This window comes from Paraburkholderia sp. EG287B, assembly GCF_040965595.1.
In the GTDB taxonomy this organism is placed as follows: Bacteria; Pseudomonadota; Gammaproteobacteria; order Burkholderiales; family Burkholderiaceae; genus Paraburkholderia.
Genome location: NZ_JBFRCG010000009.1, coordinates 309,155 through 322,033 on the forward strand (window position 1 = coordinate 309,155; position 12,879 = coordinate 322,033).

The following is a 12,879-nucleotide window of genomic DNA, read 5'->3' on the forward strand; positions in this document are numbered from 1 at the left end:
CGGCTTTTGGGAACGGGGAGTCAATATACCTTGGTGTCGGTTTGGGGGCGGCTTACGAAGAATCGGCGAGGTTGACCGGCAACGTGAACCGAAAGAGCGCGCCGCGGGGGACGTTGGCGCTCGCCCACAACCGGCCGCCATGCGCCTTGACGATCGAGTGGCATATCGAGAGCCCCATACCCATCCCGCTAGCCTTCGTCGTATAAAACGGCTCAAAGAGGCGCTCGATGTTCTCCGGAGCGATACCCGGGCCGCAATCGCGCACCGCCACGAGGACGGCGTCCGGCTCATTCATGGCGGTGCTGATCGTCAATTCCCGCGGCCCGTCTTCAACCGCGCTCATCGCGTCGATTGCATTGATAATAAGGTTCAGCATCACCTGCTGGATTTGCACCCGGTCGCCTTTGATGGGCGGTAACGCTTCCGTAAGCTGCAGCCGCACGGAAACGCCGTTCCGGTTCGCTTCGCTGGACGCGAGCGCGAGGACCTCGCGAATCGCCTCGTTGATCTGCAGGATCTCGCTGGTCGTCGGGGCCTTGACGACGAGGCCATGAATCCGCTTGATCACTTCGCTTGCCCGCCTCGTGTCACGAACGATACGATCGAACGCCTGGCGGGCCTCGCCGACGTTGGGCGGATCGATCTCGAGGCAGCGCAAACCCGTTGACGCATTGACTGCCGTCGCTGCGATCGGTTGCTTCATTTCGTGGCTAATCGACGCCGCGAGCTGCCCAATGGCCGTGACGCGGTTTGCATGGGCCAGCTCGAGCTGCATTTGGCGCGCCTGCGCTTCCGCCCGTTTCAGCTCGCTCAGATCGAGCACAAACGCGATAGCTTGAGCCGCGCTCTCGCCCAGCATGGCAATGCCGATCAGTACCGGCACGCGGCTGCCATCCTTGCGGAAGTATTCTTTCTCGTAGGGCTGCAAGATCCCGGTTTTCTCCAGTTCCTCCCACGCTGATTTGCTGCGCTCGACCCACTCGGGTGGTGTGAGGTCCCTCCAGCTGGGTTTCCCACGCTGCAGATCGTGACGGTCGTATCCCAGCATACGGAGGAACGCGTCGTTGGCTTCGAGGATGCGACCCTCGACATTCCCAATCAGGATGCCGACGATGTTGGCGTCGACGAGGCGCCGGATCTTCGCTTCACGTTCGGCGAGATCGCGGTACAGGCCGGCGTTTTCCAGTGCAATCGCCGCCTGCGAGGCGAGCAGCTTCAACATGGCGATGCGCTTCGGGGCAAAAACGCCCGACGCGAGGTTGTTCTCGAGGTAGAGGACGCCGATCAGCCTGGCCTGCTTGAGCAACGGCAGGCAAAGGACGGAACGCGCGCGTATCTGGCGGATATAGGGATCGGCGGAAAAGCGGTTTTCGGCAGAGGCGTCGTCGATGATGACGGGCTCGCGCGTGCTCGCGACGTAGTGCAGGAGCGACTCGGGCAGCGTGGCCGAGCCCGGCGACTGTCGCGGCAACTGCACGACGACCTGGGCGCCTCGTATCGTGGCTTCGGCCTCGATGCGCAGGTGGGCGCCCTGCGGAAGGATCAACAAGCCGCGTTCGGCACCGGCGTGCTCGACCGCGGTCACCATCAGGGACTTGATCAGATTCTCGAGCACCATTTCGCCTGTAATTGCCTGAGCCGTCTTCACGATTGTCGCGACATCCAGTTGCTCGGCGTACTCCTCGATAGTCACGCGCGAGACAGACATCGCTTCGGGCTTGTTCAAGGGATAGCGCTGCTCCAGCTGTTCGATTTTGCGGTGTGCGCCCCATTGCGAATAACAGTCCCGCGCCTCGCGCAAATAGGCGTGCGCGGCGCGCTCGAGGCCGGCGGCGAGGCAGCACTGCCCGGCTAACTCGTTGGCCAGCGCCTGATCCTGAACGAAGCCTCGCTCGCCTGACAGGCGCGCGGCATCCTCGTAAAGCCGCATGGCCTGCAGGGCGTCTCCTTTCAGACGGGCCAGTTCCGCGCGCAGCAGCAGATGCTTGTGCGCGAACGTGACCGGACCGCTTTGCGCCCATCTTTCGAATGCCTGAATGTTTGCGGCGATATCGGCTTCGATCGCGGCTTGTCGCTCGCTCGACGACGTGTTGTGAACGGCAGCGAGTGCAAGCGAATAGTAAAGGCAGTAGTTGGAGAACTGGAGGTGGCAGCGTGCGGACCAAAGAATCGGCTTGACCCGGGCGGCACACGCGAGCGCTTTCTCGTGCTCGCCCAACAGATAGTGGCGCTGCACCCGCAAAATCCAGTAGAAGCAGTTGACCACGGCAATACCGCTTTCCGTGATTTGCGCTTCAATCGTCGCGTCTTCGATGACCGTCTGGTCGCCCGAGCGCCCACGAAGCCGCTGAATGAATTGCTGGATGCCCGTGAGAATATCGTGCACGTGCCGGAAATTGATTCGCTCGACGAACGCAACGGCCTTGATCGATTCGAGCCACGCCTCGTCGAGGTGCACACCGTGCGCCAGAAGATCCGTTAGCCGATGTTCGAGACTGAAGCTGGCATAGATGACCTCTCCTGTCTCTTGCGCATACCGAATGGCAGTATCGACGCACCCTAATGCGGCCTCGATCGGTTGCGTCCAGAGAACCGCCATTTGCATGAAGAAATGTGCGGCCACATTTTGAGTGGAGAAGCGGTGCTTCTCCGCCACTGCGACTGCCAGTCGGGCGAACGCTTCGCCCTCCTGGTATCGATGGAAGAACGGGCCCAGCAGGATGGAAATGAACGCATAGGCGATGACAGCCGAATCGGTTGTGCCGTATTGCAGCGTGATGGCGACCATTCGGCACGCAATTGTCTGGGCGAGGTTGATGTCGGTGAAGTAGGCCGTCTGCCCGAGCATGTGGAAGATGTTCATGACCTCCCGCATCTCCGGGTCTTCCATCATCGCGAGGTCAACAAGGCTTTCGATCGGGCGCGCGCCGAGATGCGCCCAGACGGCTTCATACTCCGCCGATACTTCGTTATCCGCAGGATGATCGGGCAAGTCGATATCGAACATGCCCAGGCATTCGCGGGCGGTCCTGACTGCGGACGCATTATCGCCGGTCACCAGCTGCAGGACCATCCTGAGCCGGTAAGCTTCGGCGCAGTGGATCTTTGATCGCGCTCGAAGCAATATTTCATCGATCCATTCAGTAGCCTCGTCGAGGTGGGAGAGAAGAAACTCGCAGTCAGCCCGCTCGAACCAGACGCTGAAGGTTAGCTCGTAACAATCGTTCCATCCTTGCTGCGAAAGCAGTGTCGCAGCGGTCGCCAGGTAATTGCAGGCCGAGCGGTAAGCGGTGGAGGCTTTCGCCTTTTTCGCGGCTTCGAGGTTGAGGGCGGCTACGCGATGTCGTTCAGGCCGCTCGATCATCAGCTCGCAGCCAGGATTCAGCTGGTTCACGAGATCGAAAATCCTGGCCGAAATGTCCGCGTCGTCGAGACGCGACAACAGCAGGCGGCCGATGCGCAAGTGATGCCCGGCGCGCGCAGCGGGCGGGATCAGCGCATACGCGGCTTCTTGCACCCGGTCATGCACGAACCTGAAGCTGCGCTCCATTGAGATGATCGCGCCGGCCCGGACGGCGTCGGCGAAATCCGCATGGACCTTGGCCTCGGAGCCGCCCCAGACGCTCGCGAGAGTGCCGACGTCGGCCTGGCTGCCGAGACAGGCAAGCAGCATCAACGCGTCCTGTGCGGTGGGCGAAAGCCGCTGCAGCCTGCGGATCATCAGATCCACGACGTTTTCGGTGAAGCCTTTTGCCTCGATGTGTTCGAGATTCCAGCGCCACGAGGCCGAATTCGACTCGAACTCGAGGAGACCTTCCTCCGCGAGATTCGTCAGAAACTGGCCCGCAAAGAATGGATTGCCGCCGGTTTTCCGGTGAACCAGCGTAGCCAGAGGCAAGGCTTGCTCGCGCGTGCATCTGAAAGCGTCGCAAAGCAACTCGCTGAAATCATGCGGCGAGAGCGGCCCGAGTGCGATCTTGTTCACCGCCGTTCCGGCCTTGCGAATCGAACCGAGCGTACTCAACAAGGGATGCCCGGGCGCGACTTCGTTGTCGCGATACGCGCCGATCAATAGCAGGTGGCGCGTCTGGGCATGCGTGATCAGATATTCGACCACGGTCAAGGTGGCCGGATCGAGCCACTGGAGGTCGTCGACGAAAATGACGAGCGGATGCTCCGCGCGCGCGAACACGCCAACGAACTTTTGAAAGACGGATTGAAACCGCAACTGGGTTTCGAGCGGCGAGAGGGCGGGAACAGGGGGCTGTGGTCCGATCAGGCTGGCGAGTTCGGGGATCAGATCGGTTAGCAATCTTCCGTGCTGGCCAACGGCTTCTTCGATCGCGTCGCGCCAACGCGCGACGTTGGCATTCTGGTCGTTCAGGATTTGTCGGATCAACTCGGCAAATGCCTGAGCCAGGGTGGAGTAGGGAACGTCCCGCAGGCGCAGGTCGAACTTTCCCGAGATGAAGATCCCGCGGGGCAGCACGATAACCTTGTGCAATTCGTTGACGACGGACGACTTGCCAATGCCCGAATAGCCGGACACGAGGACCAGTTCCCGCGTGCCTTGCGTGGCGACGCGCTCGAAGGCATCCAGTAGCGTCGCGATTTCCAGGCGGCGCCCATAGAGCTTTTCGGGAATCAGGAGCTGTCGGGTCGTATCGTGCGTTCCGAGTGGGAAAGGCGCGATTTGACGGGCGGCTTCCCATTCCGCCAGGCACCTCCTGAGGTCCCACTCCAGGCCGCTCGCAGTTTGATAGCGATCCTCGGCGGGTTTCGACAACAGCTTCATAACAATGGCCGAGAGCGGGGCAGGGATGCCTTTGGCGCGCTCGTCCGGCGCAGCGGGCTGCCGCGCGATGTGGCAATGCACCCATTCCAGCGGGTCCAGCGCAGTGAAAGGAAGGGTTCCGGTCAACAACTCGTACAACGTGACTCCGAGCGCGTAAAGATCGCTGCGCGAATCGATCGACCGGTTCATCCGGCCGGTCTGCTCCGGCGCCATGTAGGCGAGGGTTCCCGCGATCAATTCCGGGTGTTCCGGGCCCTGGCGTTCGCGCGGAAGTCGCGACGCGATACCGAAGCCGGTGAGCCTGACCTCGCCTGTTGCGTCGTTCACCAGGATATGCGTCGGCTTGATGTCCTTGTGAATGAGACCGCGCTGATGAGCCTTGCCCAGCGCAGCAACGATATGGATGGCGAGTTGCAGGAAGCGTTCTAGCCGAAGCGGCGAGCCAATCAGCCGGTCGAGCGGAGCGGCGCCCGAATCCTCGAGCACCAGTACGATTTGACTGCCATCCTGCACGAGTTCGAGCGGCTGCACGGCCCAATCGGCGGAAAGCTCGTCTTTCAACTGGTATTCGTGCGCGAGGCGTTCGAGGCTCGCGGGTGTGTGGCCGGCGGCGGAAAGCCGCAACTCCATGACCGAAGTCTGCGCGCCGTCCAGGCTCAAGCGCCACGCACGGGAAAAGACCCGGTCGCCATCCTCCCATAACACCTGGCTGCTATCTGCAATCGAGTTGGACCGAGTCTCAGATGACATGCTCTGAATGAGTCGCTTATGGATTCAGATTCCGCTTCTGCGCGCTACGCAACGCCATGTCATAGTCCATATTTTTTTGAAGTTATGCCGCAGGACTGTCGATTCGAATGGTAGCAGATGCGTCAATGCACTTGAGCACGGGAAAACTCGAAAACTCGCGAGGCGAAGCGCCGAGCTGTTCCTTCAATGCTGCGGCAACGCGTGCATTTATAGTGAGGGGAGTCGATCGTGCGAGCTGTGCGCAACGCCCTTGAGTGCTACCGGATGCAGTCAAAGCTTACATAAATATTCTCAGCCGTTGAGCATTTATCTCGCCGGGTGGGATGAGGCGGCGCCACCCGCCGCAATGACTCACCGCTTCATGTACTTGCGAATGGCCTCAGGGGTGACCGGTGTAAACAAGTTGACCAGATTGCCGTCCGGATCCTGAACAAGCAGCGAGCGATTGCCCCATGGCTGGGTGGTAGGTGCCTGTACAACGTCTTCGAGCCACCCGCCGAGCCGGCTGTAAACCTCATCCACATCGTGCACATGAAATTCGAGAATCATCGAGTGATTGCTTGCCGGTATCGCGGCCCCTGACCCGAACAGGTCCATGGTGCGCTTGCTGCCAATCGCCAGCGTGCAGGTCGCGGTCGACAGTTCTGCGAATTCCTCCGTGTACCAGATAGCCTTGAGCCCGATGTCCTCGTAGAATCGGACCAGCCGTTTGATGTCATCGGTGATAATGCGAGCGGAGACGAAGTCCATTTTCTTGTCCTTTATTAGGCAAACCAGTATCCGGACCCGCGTTGGCAAGCGCGAGGTCCGTCGATAAAGTCGCCGCTAACGCGGTAGACGACTTTCCAGCATCCTACAAAAGGCCTGCTGCCACCATTCTGGCAGCAGCGAAACTCCGTCATGCGCCGAGCCGACCGACTCTTCCAGATCATCCAGATTCTGCGACGCGCAAAGCGTCCAGTGACCGCGCGCGCTCTGTCCGAAGAACTGGAAATCTCCATGCGGACTGTTTATCGCGACATCGCCGATCTGATGGGACAACGCGTGCCCATTTCTGGCGAGGCAGGCATTGGTTACGTGCTCGACCGTCACTACGACATGCCGCCTCTCATGCTGACGCCCGATGAGCTGGAAGCCGCCGTGCTCGGCGCACAATGGGTCGCCCACCGAAGCGATCCGGTGCTGGCAAGAGCCGCTCGGGATCTGATCGCCAAGATCACGGCGGCGGTGCCGGACTCGTTGAGACCATTCATCGCGGAGCCGACAGTCAGCACGCCCCCGCCACAATCGCTGCCGGCCGATATGCTGAATATCGCGCAGGTTCGCGAGTGGATTCGCGTGGGTCGCAAGCTTCGAATCCGTTACCGCGACGAACGCGGACGCGCGAGCAAACGCACAATCTGGCCGCTGCTCATTGGTTACGCGGATGCGGTCCGGTTACTTGTTGCGTGGTGCGAATTGCGTCAGGATTTTCGTCACTTCAGGACCGATCGAATCGTCGACGCCACGTTTCTTGATGAGCCGCACGAGATGCGGAGAGGAACACTGATGGCACGATGGAAACAGCATATGAAGCAATCGCGCGGGATCGATCTGCCGGAATAAATTGGGTTCGCGCCGTGCTCGCGACGGCGCTGCCTGCTGCCATGAAGGCAAAGCGCCTCCTGACTGCGAAAGCAGTCAATCCGGCGTTGGGAACGAGTGACGGCTCCTTGCCGCCTGCCGTCCGACGCGCTCGCCTGCAGGCACTGTTCAGGCGTTGATCCAGGCGCGCGCCTGTTCCAGCTCGCTGACGTGGAACGCCTTGATTTCGGCCTTGGTAAAGAATCGCGCCAAATGCATCGAGGCGCGAATCCAGCCCGCGTCGGCCACCACCGCGGCGCGTGTGACCTTGCGGGCGAGGGGGACGCCGAGCGTCATGTCGGTCCACAGCGCCTTTGGCTCGATACCGCTGAAATGCTCGATGCGTTCGAGCACACGGGTCTTACCGTTGAGTTCGAGATCGCCACGCATGCGCTCGATGGCTTCGCGCAGATCGTGGTCGGTGATTTTGCCTTCGACGGTGATTTCGACGACCGGCGAATCGGGCGTGGAGTGATACTGGATCATGGCGGGCCCCCTGGGTACGGAGACGTTACACGCTCAGGCCCGGATAGGCCTGGCGTTCGATTGTTTTCTCATGGTACCCCTTTTCACGTGCTACGGTGTTCCGTCCACGGCGTTTTGCAAAGCGCCTCAAATGTTTGCAGTGCAAAAAAAGGCCGCATACAGGGACGCGGCCGAGGGGTGCACCTGACGGGGGCTATTCCGTCTTTAGGCGCATCGCCAGATTACTCAAGGCGTGTGACATTCATCTAGCCGACAAAAATAGCGGTGCGTCGTGTCTGCACGGCACAACAACAAAATTGGGGAATCTTGCGGTGCGCTGCCGTCTGGGCTAGATCGGGCGCGTCGCCTTTAGCGAAGCTTCCTGCTGGTCAGCCGTTGCTGGTGTGCACCGCAAAACGTAAGGTCGTGGCGCCCATCGGTCAGTGGAATCGCCTGAAAGCCGTCTTCATGGCAGTACGACGATCTTCCCTCCGGCCTTGTTCTCTTCCATGCATCGGTGCGCTTCCACGATATCGTCGAGTCGAAACACCTTCCCAACCGGGATGCGAAGTGTTCCGGCCTTCACCTGCGCCAGCAGTTCGTCGTACGGGGTCGCCATGAATTCATTGACGCCGCCGTCGTAAATGGTGAGTTTCACCGTGCTCGGTATCACTTCCATCGGGCTGAAGGTATCGAACGACCACTGGTTGCCGACAATGCCCGTCATGCACACCACGCCGCCTTGTTTCGCACAGCGCAACGAGTCCTTCAGTGTCGTGGTTCCGATGAGTTCCAGCACTTTATCCACGCCGCCGGGCGACACTTCGCCGATCTCTTGCGCGATTGCGCCCGAGTCGATGACGACACGGTCGGCGCCGTTGGCACGCAGCGCGTCGCCTTTCTGCGCATTGCGCGTCGTCGCTATCACAAACGCACCGTGCGCTTTGGCGATTGCCGCAGCGGCAAGTCCAACCGATGTCGTTCCGCCGCGAACCAGCAGCCGGTCCCGCTGTTGCAGCGCGAGGGCCTTGAACAGCGAGCCCCATGCGGTTTGCAGCATTTCCGGCATTGCGCCGAGCGTTTCCCAAGGCAAGCCGGTGACCAGTTTTTGCACCTGCCGGGCAGGTACGCAGGTGTACTCCGCATAGCTGCCGTCGAATTCACGCCCCAGGCCTCCCATCGCGGTGGCAACCGTATCGCCCTTGGCGAACTCCATTCCCGGTGCGTCTTCCACGGTGCCGACCGCCTCGATTCCCAGCACGCGCGGAAACTTCACGCTCTGAGAGAATCCCTGCCGCGTGAACATTTCGGACCGGTTGAGTCCGAACGCCTTCACGCGGATCAGCACCTCGCCGCGCTGCGGCGTCGGTATCGGACGCTGTTCGAGCTTGAGCACCTCAGGGCCGCCCGGCTCGTGGATCACTGCTGCTTTCATGGTCGTCATCGACGCCTCCTTTGCGGCTCGCAGGTGTACATGCAAAACCATAGAGCAGCTGCGATTTTCCGGTAGGCGGTAAAGCAGAAAATCGTTTTCCAGTTCCGGGAAGATCGGCGTGCCATGACATGTCGCGTGCGCGCTCGTGCTCCGGGTTCGCGCTCGTCCTTGCGACGCCGCCGACGATTGGCGCACAATGGTTTTCCAATGATGGAAAAGCGATGGCGAACCTCAACTCGCTGGTGATATTCGCAAGGGTGGTCGAAGCGGGCAGCCTTTCCGGAGCGGCACGCCGGCTTGGCATGCCGGTCTCCACGGTCAGCCGGCACATCGCGGAGTTCGAGCAGGCACTGGGCGTTCGGCTCCTCGAACGCTCCACGCGTAATCTCGCGCTCACCGACCTCGGCAAGGAGGTGTACGAGCAAGCCGTGCGAGGCGTCGAGCTGGGTGAGGCCATCGACAGCGTCGCTTCCAACCATCTCTCGGACATGTCCGGGCTCTTGCGCCTTTCGGCGCCGCCGAGCGTTTCGGATACCTTGCTGACGCCGCTCGTCATGGAATTCCAGAAGCACTATCCGAACGTGCGTTTTCAGATTCTCGTCACCGAGCGCTACGTCGAACATATCGCGGACGGCGTCGACCTCGTGTTCCGGGTGGGTGCACTGCGCGATTCGTCGCTGGTCGCGCGGCGCCTTCTGGCCTATCGGCATCGCATCGTGGCAACGCCCGCCTGCCTCAGGCGCTGCGGGGCGATCCGCAAGCCGCAGGATCTGCTCGAGCATCGCCTCCTTGCGTTTTCGCACTGGAAGCCGGATTGCAGCTGGTGCTTCATGCACGAGAATGGAGGCGAAAAGCAGACGCTCACGTTCCAGCCGTTATTCGCCATGAACGATTTTTCCGGCCTCGCTTCCATGTTGCTGGCGGGTGCCGGCATTGGTGAGTTACCCCCTGTGGTTCGGCCCGATCTCGTCCGCGAGGGCAAGCTGGTGGAGGTGATGCCGCAGTGGCGCCTTCCGACATACGACCTCTCACTCGTCTACCTGGGCAACCGGCACATTTCAAAACCGTGCAGACTCTTCAAGGAGTTCGCGATCGAAATGGCACCGGTGTTGTTTCCGGATCTTCCGGATTAGGGAGTCGAAACATTTGAACTCCTTACAGAGATTGAGAATGGTTGAAACAGGTTCGTTGGCATCGCCTGTGTTCGCCTTTCAGGAAGGTAAGGTGCCAAAGATCCCGGGCACCATCTTCGACGCGAAGTCCCTGAAGATGCGAACCTGCCGGGGCAGATAGCGGTCGCGCCGGTTGGCGAGGGTCAGGTCGAACACGGGCAGATGCCAGTCCGGCAAGACCTCGACGAGCTGCCCGCTGCGCACGAGGTCCGGCTGGACGATGGGCGGCAGCTCCCCGATGCCGCAGCCTTCGAGCAGCGCCACGATGAGCCCGGTGTAATCGTTCATGGCGATTGCCGGCTGGAAGGAAACCGTTTCGGTATCCCGGCCGTTGACGTGAACGAAGCTCCAGCGATAGTCCGGCTTCCAGAAAGAGAATGCGAAAAGCCGGTGAGCGGGAAGGTCCTGCGGCGATTCCGGAGGGGGGCATCGGACAAGGTACTTCGGACTGGCAACGACCTGATGCCGATAGGTCAAGAGCGTGCGGGCTTCGAGCGTCGGGTCGGTGAAGGTTCCGACCTTGAACGCGATATCGACGTCCTCGGCTATCTGGTCGACGATGCGTTCGGTAATGAATGCCTTGACTTCCACGTTCGGGTAAGACTGCTGAAAGGCTTCGACGACAGGCACGATGAGCGAGTCGGAGAGGTTTGGCGGCGCACAGAGCCGCACGGCGCCGGACACCTCGGGCAGACGGTTCGAGATGACGTTGTCGACGGCTTCGCTGACCTCCGTAGCCTGTTTTGCGAGCTCGAATACTTCGGCGCCGAAGTCCGTGAGCCTCAGGTGATGCGTGGATCGATCGAGCAAGCGAACGCCCAGCTGATTTTCGAGTTCGGCGATACGGCGGCTCACCGAGGAAATGGGCATCTTGAGTCGCCGCGCGCCTTCCGAGAAGCTGCTCGCCTCGACGACCTTCGCAAAAATCAGCAGCGTATTCAGATCTTTCATTACCGTTACGCTCCGTCCGACCGGCATCTTGCTGGCGATCTGCGGCCTCCATCGTCTGACGCAGATTACTGCCGCAACCGGGCGGCAGCAAGGCAGCAGTGCGCCCGTGGCGACGTGAAGGAGCCGGTCGCGAAGGTGTCCTCCATGAACTGGCGATACGCATAGCGGCCGCTCGCGTGAGCTTTCCAGAAATGGAAATCCAATTTCCGGAATGTCCGTTAGCGGTCAGCCGAACGCTTGGCTACCATCCAGAACACATTGCGGTTCACGAGTCCGCGAAACGGTCGCCTGAGCGGCCGTGCTGTTCTATGCAGCGGACGAAGCGCAGGCCGGCAATGTCGTGGCAAAACGCATTGCCGTTAGCGGGTTTTCGCCCGTGCGCACCGTGCATCAGCTCATGGAGGAACGACCCATCGTGAACACCGAAACGCGCAACGTCTCCACGCTCGCCGAATTGCAGACGGCGGTCGACGACGACCAGGTTCTGCATATTGTCGTTTCAGCGCAGATCGATGGGGTGGCGGCCTTTCGCCTGCGGCCCGGTCTGGCCTTGACCGGCATCGACGCGCAAGCCGCCCTGCGCTTCGCGCCCGGCAGCGACGGGCTGGAGCTTTCGGCAGACAATCGGGTCGAGGGCTTGCGGCTTTCCACGGACCCCGATCGGCGCGCCATTTTCAACGACACCCGTGTCGACGGATTCGGTCGGCTCGTGCTGCATGATCTGAGCATTGCGGGCGTCGTGCAGCTGCTGGCCCGCGACAGCGTGACTGGCGGCCATGTCGAAGCACACGATATCGACATTTGGTCTGCGGACGCTCGTGGCTATGAAGAGCGCCCGAAGGGATACGGCGTCGAAGTCGTTCCGGGTGTCTTCACGCTCTGGAATCAGCGCGAAGACCGCGGCGTGGTCATCACGGCGGACCTCAGCGGGCTTTCGGCGGGCCGTGCCGGTGCGCCGGTTCGCGGCAGCGGCATCTTCGTTGGCGGCGCCGGAGAGACGGGCGGACGTGTCGTCGCGCATCGGCTGGAGACGGGCGCCGTCCACAGCGATGGCGGCATCGCGCCCGGCACGCCGGATCGCATCACCGGCGGCGTGTTCGTCGTGTCGGGCGCATGCGTCGCCAGCGTGCATAACCACGGCCCGGTGACGACCTACGGTCCGAATGACATGGTGCTCGACAACTGGGGCGCCGTCGATCGCTGGATCGTCGACGGGAAAGTCACGTCCTATGGGCCGAGCGGCATCGGCTTCGTGAATTTCGGCTCCCTCGAGCGGCTCGAAGTCAACGCGTTGATCGAGACGTTCGGCCAGGGATCGCGCGGCTTCAATGTCTACACGGGCACCGTGCGGTCTGCGCAATTCGAGCGCGTCGTCACGCATGCCGATGGCGCAGTGGGCATCCAGATCAGCCAGCCCGTCGGCGAGATCGCCGTCCGCCGCGGCATCGAGACGTGGGGCGGGACGGGCGACTCACTGGTCAAGGGCGTCGTTGTCCGGCTTGCGGCGACGGCGCTCAGCATCAAGCCCGGAGGATCGGCGCGCAGGATCGCGATCGCCGGCGGCCTGATCACGCATGGCGAAGGCGTCAATCCGCTGGAGCTGCATGGCGCAATCGATGCGCTCGAGGTCAGCGGTGGATTGACGGCGGCCGGCGGCGGATTCGCCACCATCTAGCACTGAACGTTGA

Annotated in this window: 8 protein-coding genes; 3 read left to right on the forward strand and 5 right to left on the reverse strand. The window is 61.4% G+C overall.

Features of this window, described 5'->3' with window-relative positions; all coding sequences use genetic code 11:
• Nucleotides 1-52: 52 nt before the first annotated feature.
• A complete protein-coding gene (locus AB4Y40_RS18615) occupies nucleotides 53-5,425 on the reverse strand; it encodes an AAA family ATPase (RefSeq protein ID WP_368688994.1) in 5,373 nt (1,790 codons plus the stop codon).
• A 471-nt stretch (nucleotides 5,426-5,896) separates the two neighbouring features.
• Entirely contained in the window at nucleotides 5,897-6,295 is a 399-nt protein-coding gene (locus tag AB4Y40_RS18620) for a VOC family protein (RefSeq protein WP_368688995.1), read from the reverse strand.
• A gap of 150 nt (nucleotides 6,296-6,445) precedes the next feature.
• Here AB4Y40_RS18620 and AB4Y40_RS18625 point away from each other — a divergent pair, with 150 nt between their 5' ends.
• Nucleotides 6,446-7,150, forward strand: a complete 705-nt coding sequence (locus tag AB4Y40_RS18625) for a helix-turn-helix transcriptional regulator (protein WP_368688996.1) — start codon at nucleotides 6,446-6,448, stop codon at nucleotides 7,148-7,150.
• 147 nt (nucleotides 7,151-7,297) lie between these two features.
• Here AB4Y40_RS18625 and AB4Y40_RS18630 read toward each other — a convergent pair whose 3' ends face one another.
• Nucleotides 7,298-7,654, reverse strand: coding sequence for an STAS/SEC14 domain-containing protein (locus AB4Y40_RS18630; protein WP_368688997.1), 357 nt, complete (start codon nucleotides 7,652-7,654; stop codon nucleotides 7,298-7,300).
• Between the two features lie 445 nt (nucleotides 7,655-8,099).
• Complete coding sequence (locus AB4Y40_RS18635) at nucleotides 8,100-9,077, reverse strand: zinc-binding alcohol dehydrogenase family protein (RefSeq protein WP_368688998.1); 978 nt, start codon at nucleotides 9,075-9,077, stop codon at nucleotides 8,100-8,102.
• 212 nt (nucleotides 9,078-9,289) lie between these two features.
• On the opposite strand from AB4Y40_RS18635, the gene AB4Y40_RS18640 reads away from it, so the two are divergent.
• Nucleotides 9,290-10,201, forward strand: a complete 912-nt coding sequence (locus AB4Y40_RS18640; protein WP_368688999.1) for a LysR family transcriptional regulator — start codon at nucleotides 9,290-9,292, stop codon at nucleotides 10,199-10,201.
• Between the two features lie 78 nt (nucleotides 10,202-10,279).
• Here the strand turns inward: AB4Y40_RS18640 and AB4Y40_RS18645 are convergent, their stop codons facing one another.
• Nucleotides 10,280-11,191: a LysR family transcriptional regulator gene (locus AB4Y40_RS18645; RefSeq protein WP_368689000.1), complete on the reverse strand. Its 912-nt coding sequence runs from the start codon at nucleotides 11,189-11,191 to the stop codon at nucleotides 10,280-10,282.
• Between the two features lie 454 nt (nucleotides 11,192-11,645).
• Here AB4Y40_RS18645 and AB4Y40_RS18650 point away from each other — a divergent pair, with 454 nt between their 5' ends.
• Entirely contained in the window at nucleotides 11,646-12,866 is a 1,221-nt protein-coding gene (locus tag AB4Y40_RS18650; RefSeq protein WP_368689001.1) for a hypothetical protein, read from the forward strand.
• The last annotated feature ends 13 nt before the right edge of the window (nucleotides 12,867-12,879 follow it).

What these genes read in the sequence shown, in the direction of transcription:
- AB4Y40_RS18615 (WP_368688994.1), bottom strand. Translation starts at nt 5,425, where the DNA reads ATGGAGTTGCGGCTTTCCGCCGCCGGCCACACACCCGCGAGCCTCGAA.
- AB4Y40_RS18620 (WP_368688995.1), bottom strand. Translation starts at nt 6,295, where the DNA reads ATGGACTTCGTCTCCGCTCGCATTATCACCGATGACATCAAACGGCTG.
- AB4Y40_RS18625 (WP_368688996.1), top strand. Translation starts at nt 6,446, where the DNA reads ATGCGCCGAGCCGACCGACTCTTCCAGATCATCCAGATTCTGCGACGC.
- AB4Y40_RS18630 (WP_368688997.1), bottom strand. Translation starts at nt 7,654, where the DNA reads ATGATCCAGTATCACTCCACGCCCGATTCGCCGGTCGTCGAAATCACC.
- AB4Y40_RS18635 (WP_368688998.1), bottom strand. Translation starts at nt 9,077, where the DNA reads ATGACGACCATGAAAGCAGCAGTGATCCACGAGCCGGGCGGCCCTGAG.
- AB4Y40_RS18640 (WP_368688999.1), top strand. Translation starts at nt 9,290, where the DNA reads ATGGCGAACCTCAACTCGCTGGTGATATTCGCAAGGGTGGTCGAAGCG.
- AB4Y40_RS18645 (WP_368689000.1), bottom strand. Translation starts at nt 11,191, where the DNA reads ATGAAAGATCTGAATACGCTGCTGATTTTTGCGAAGGTCGTCGAGGCG.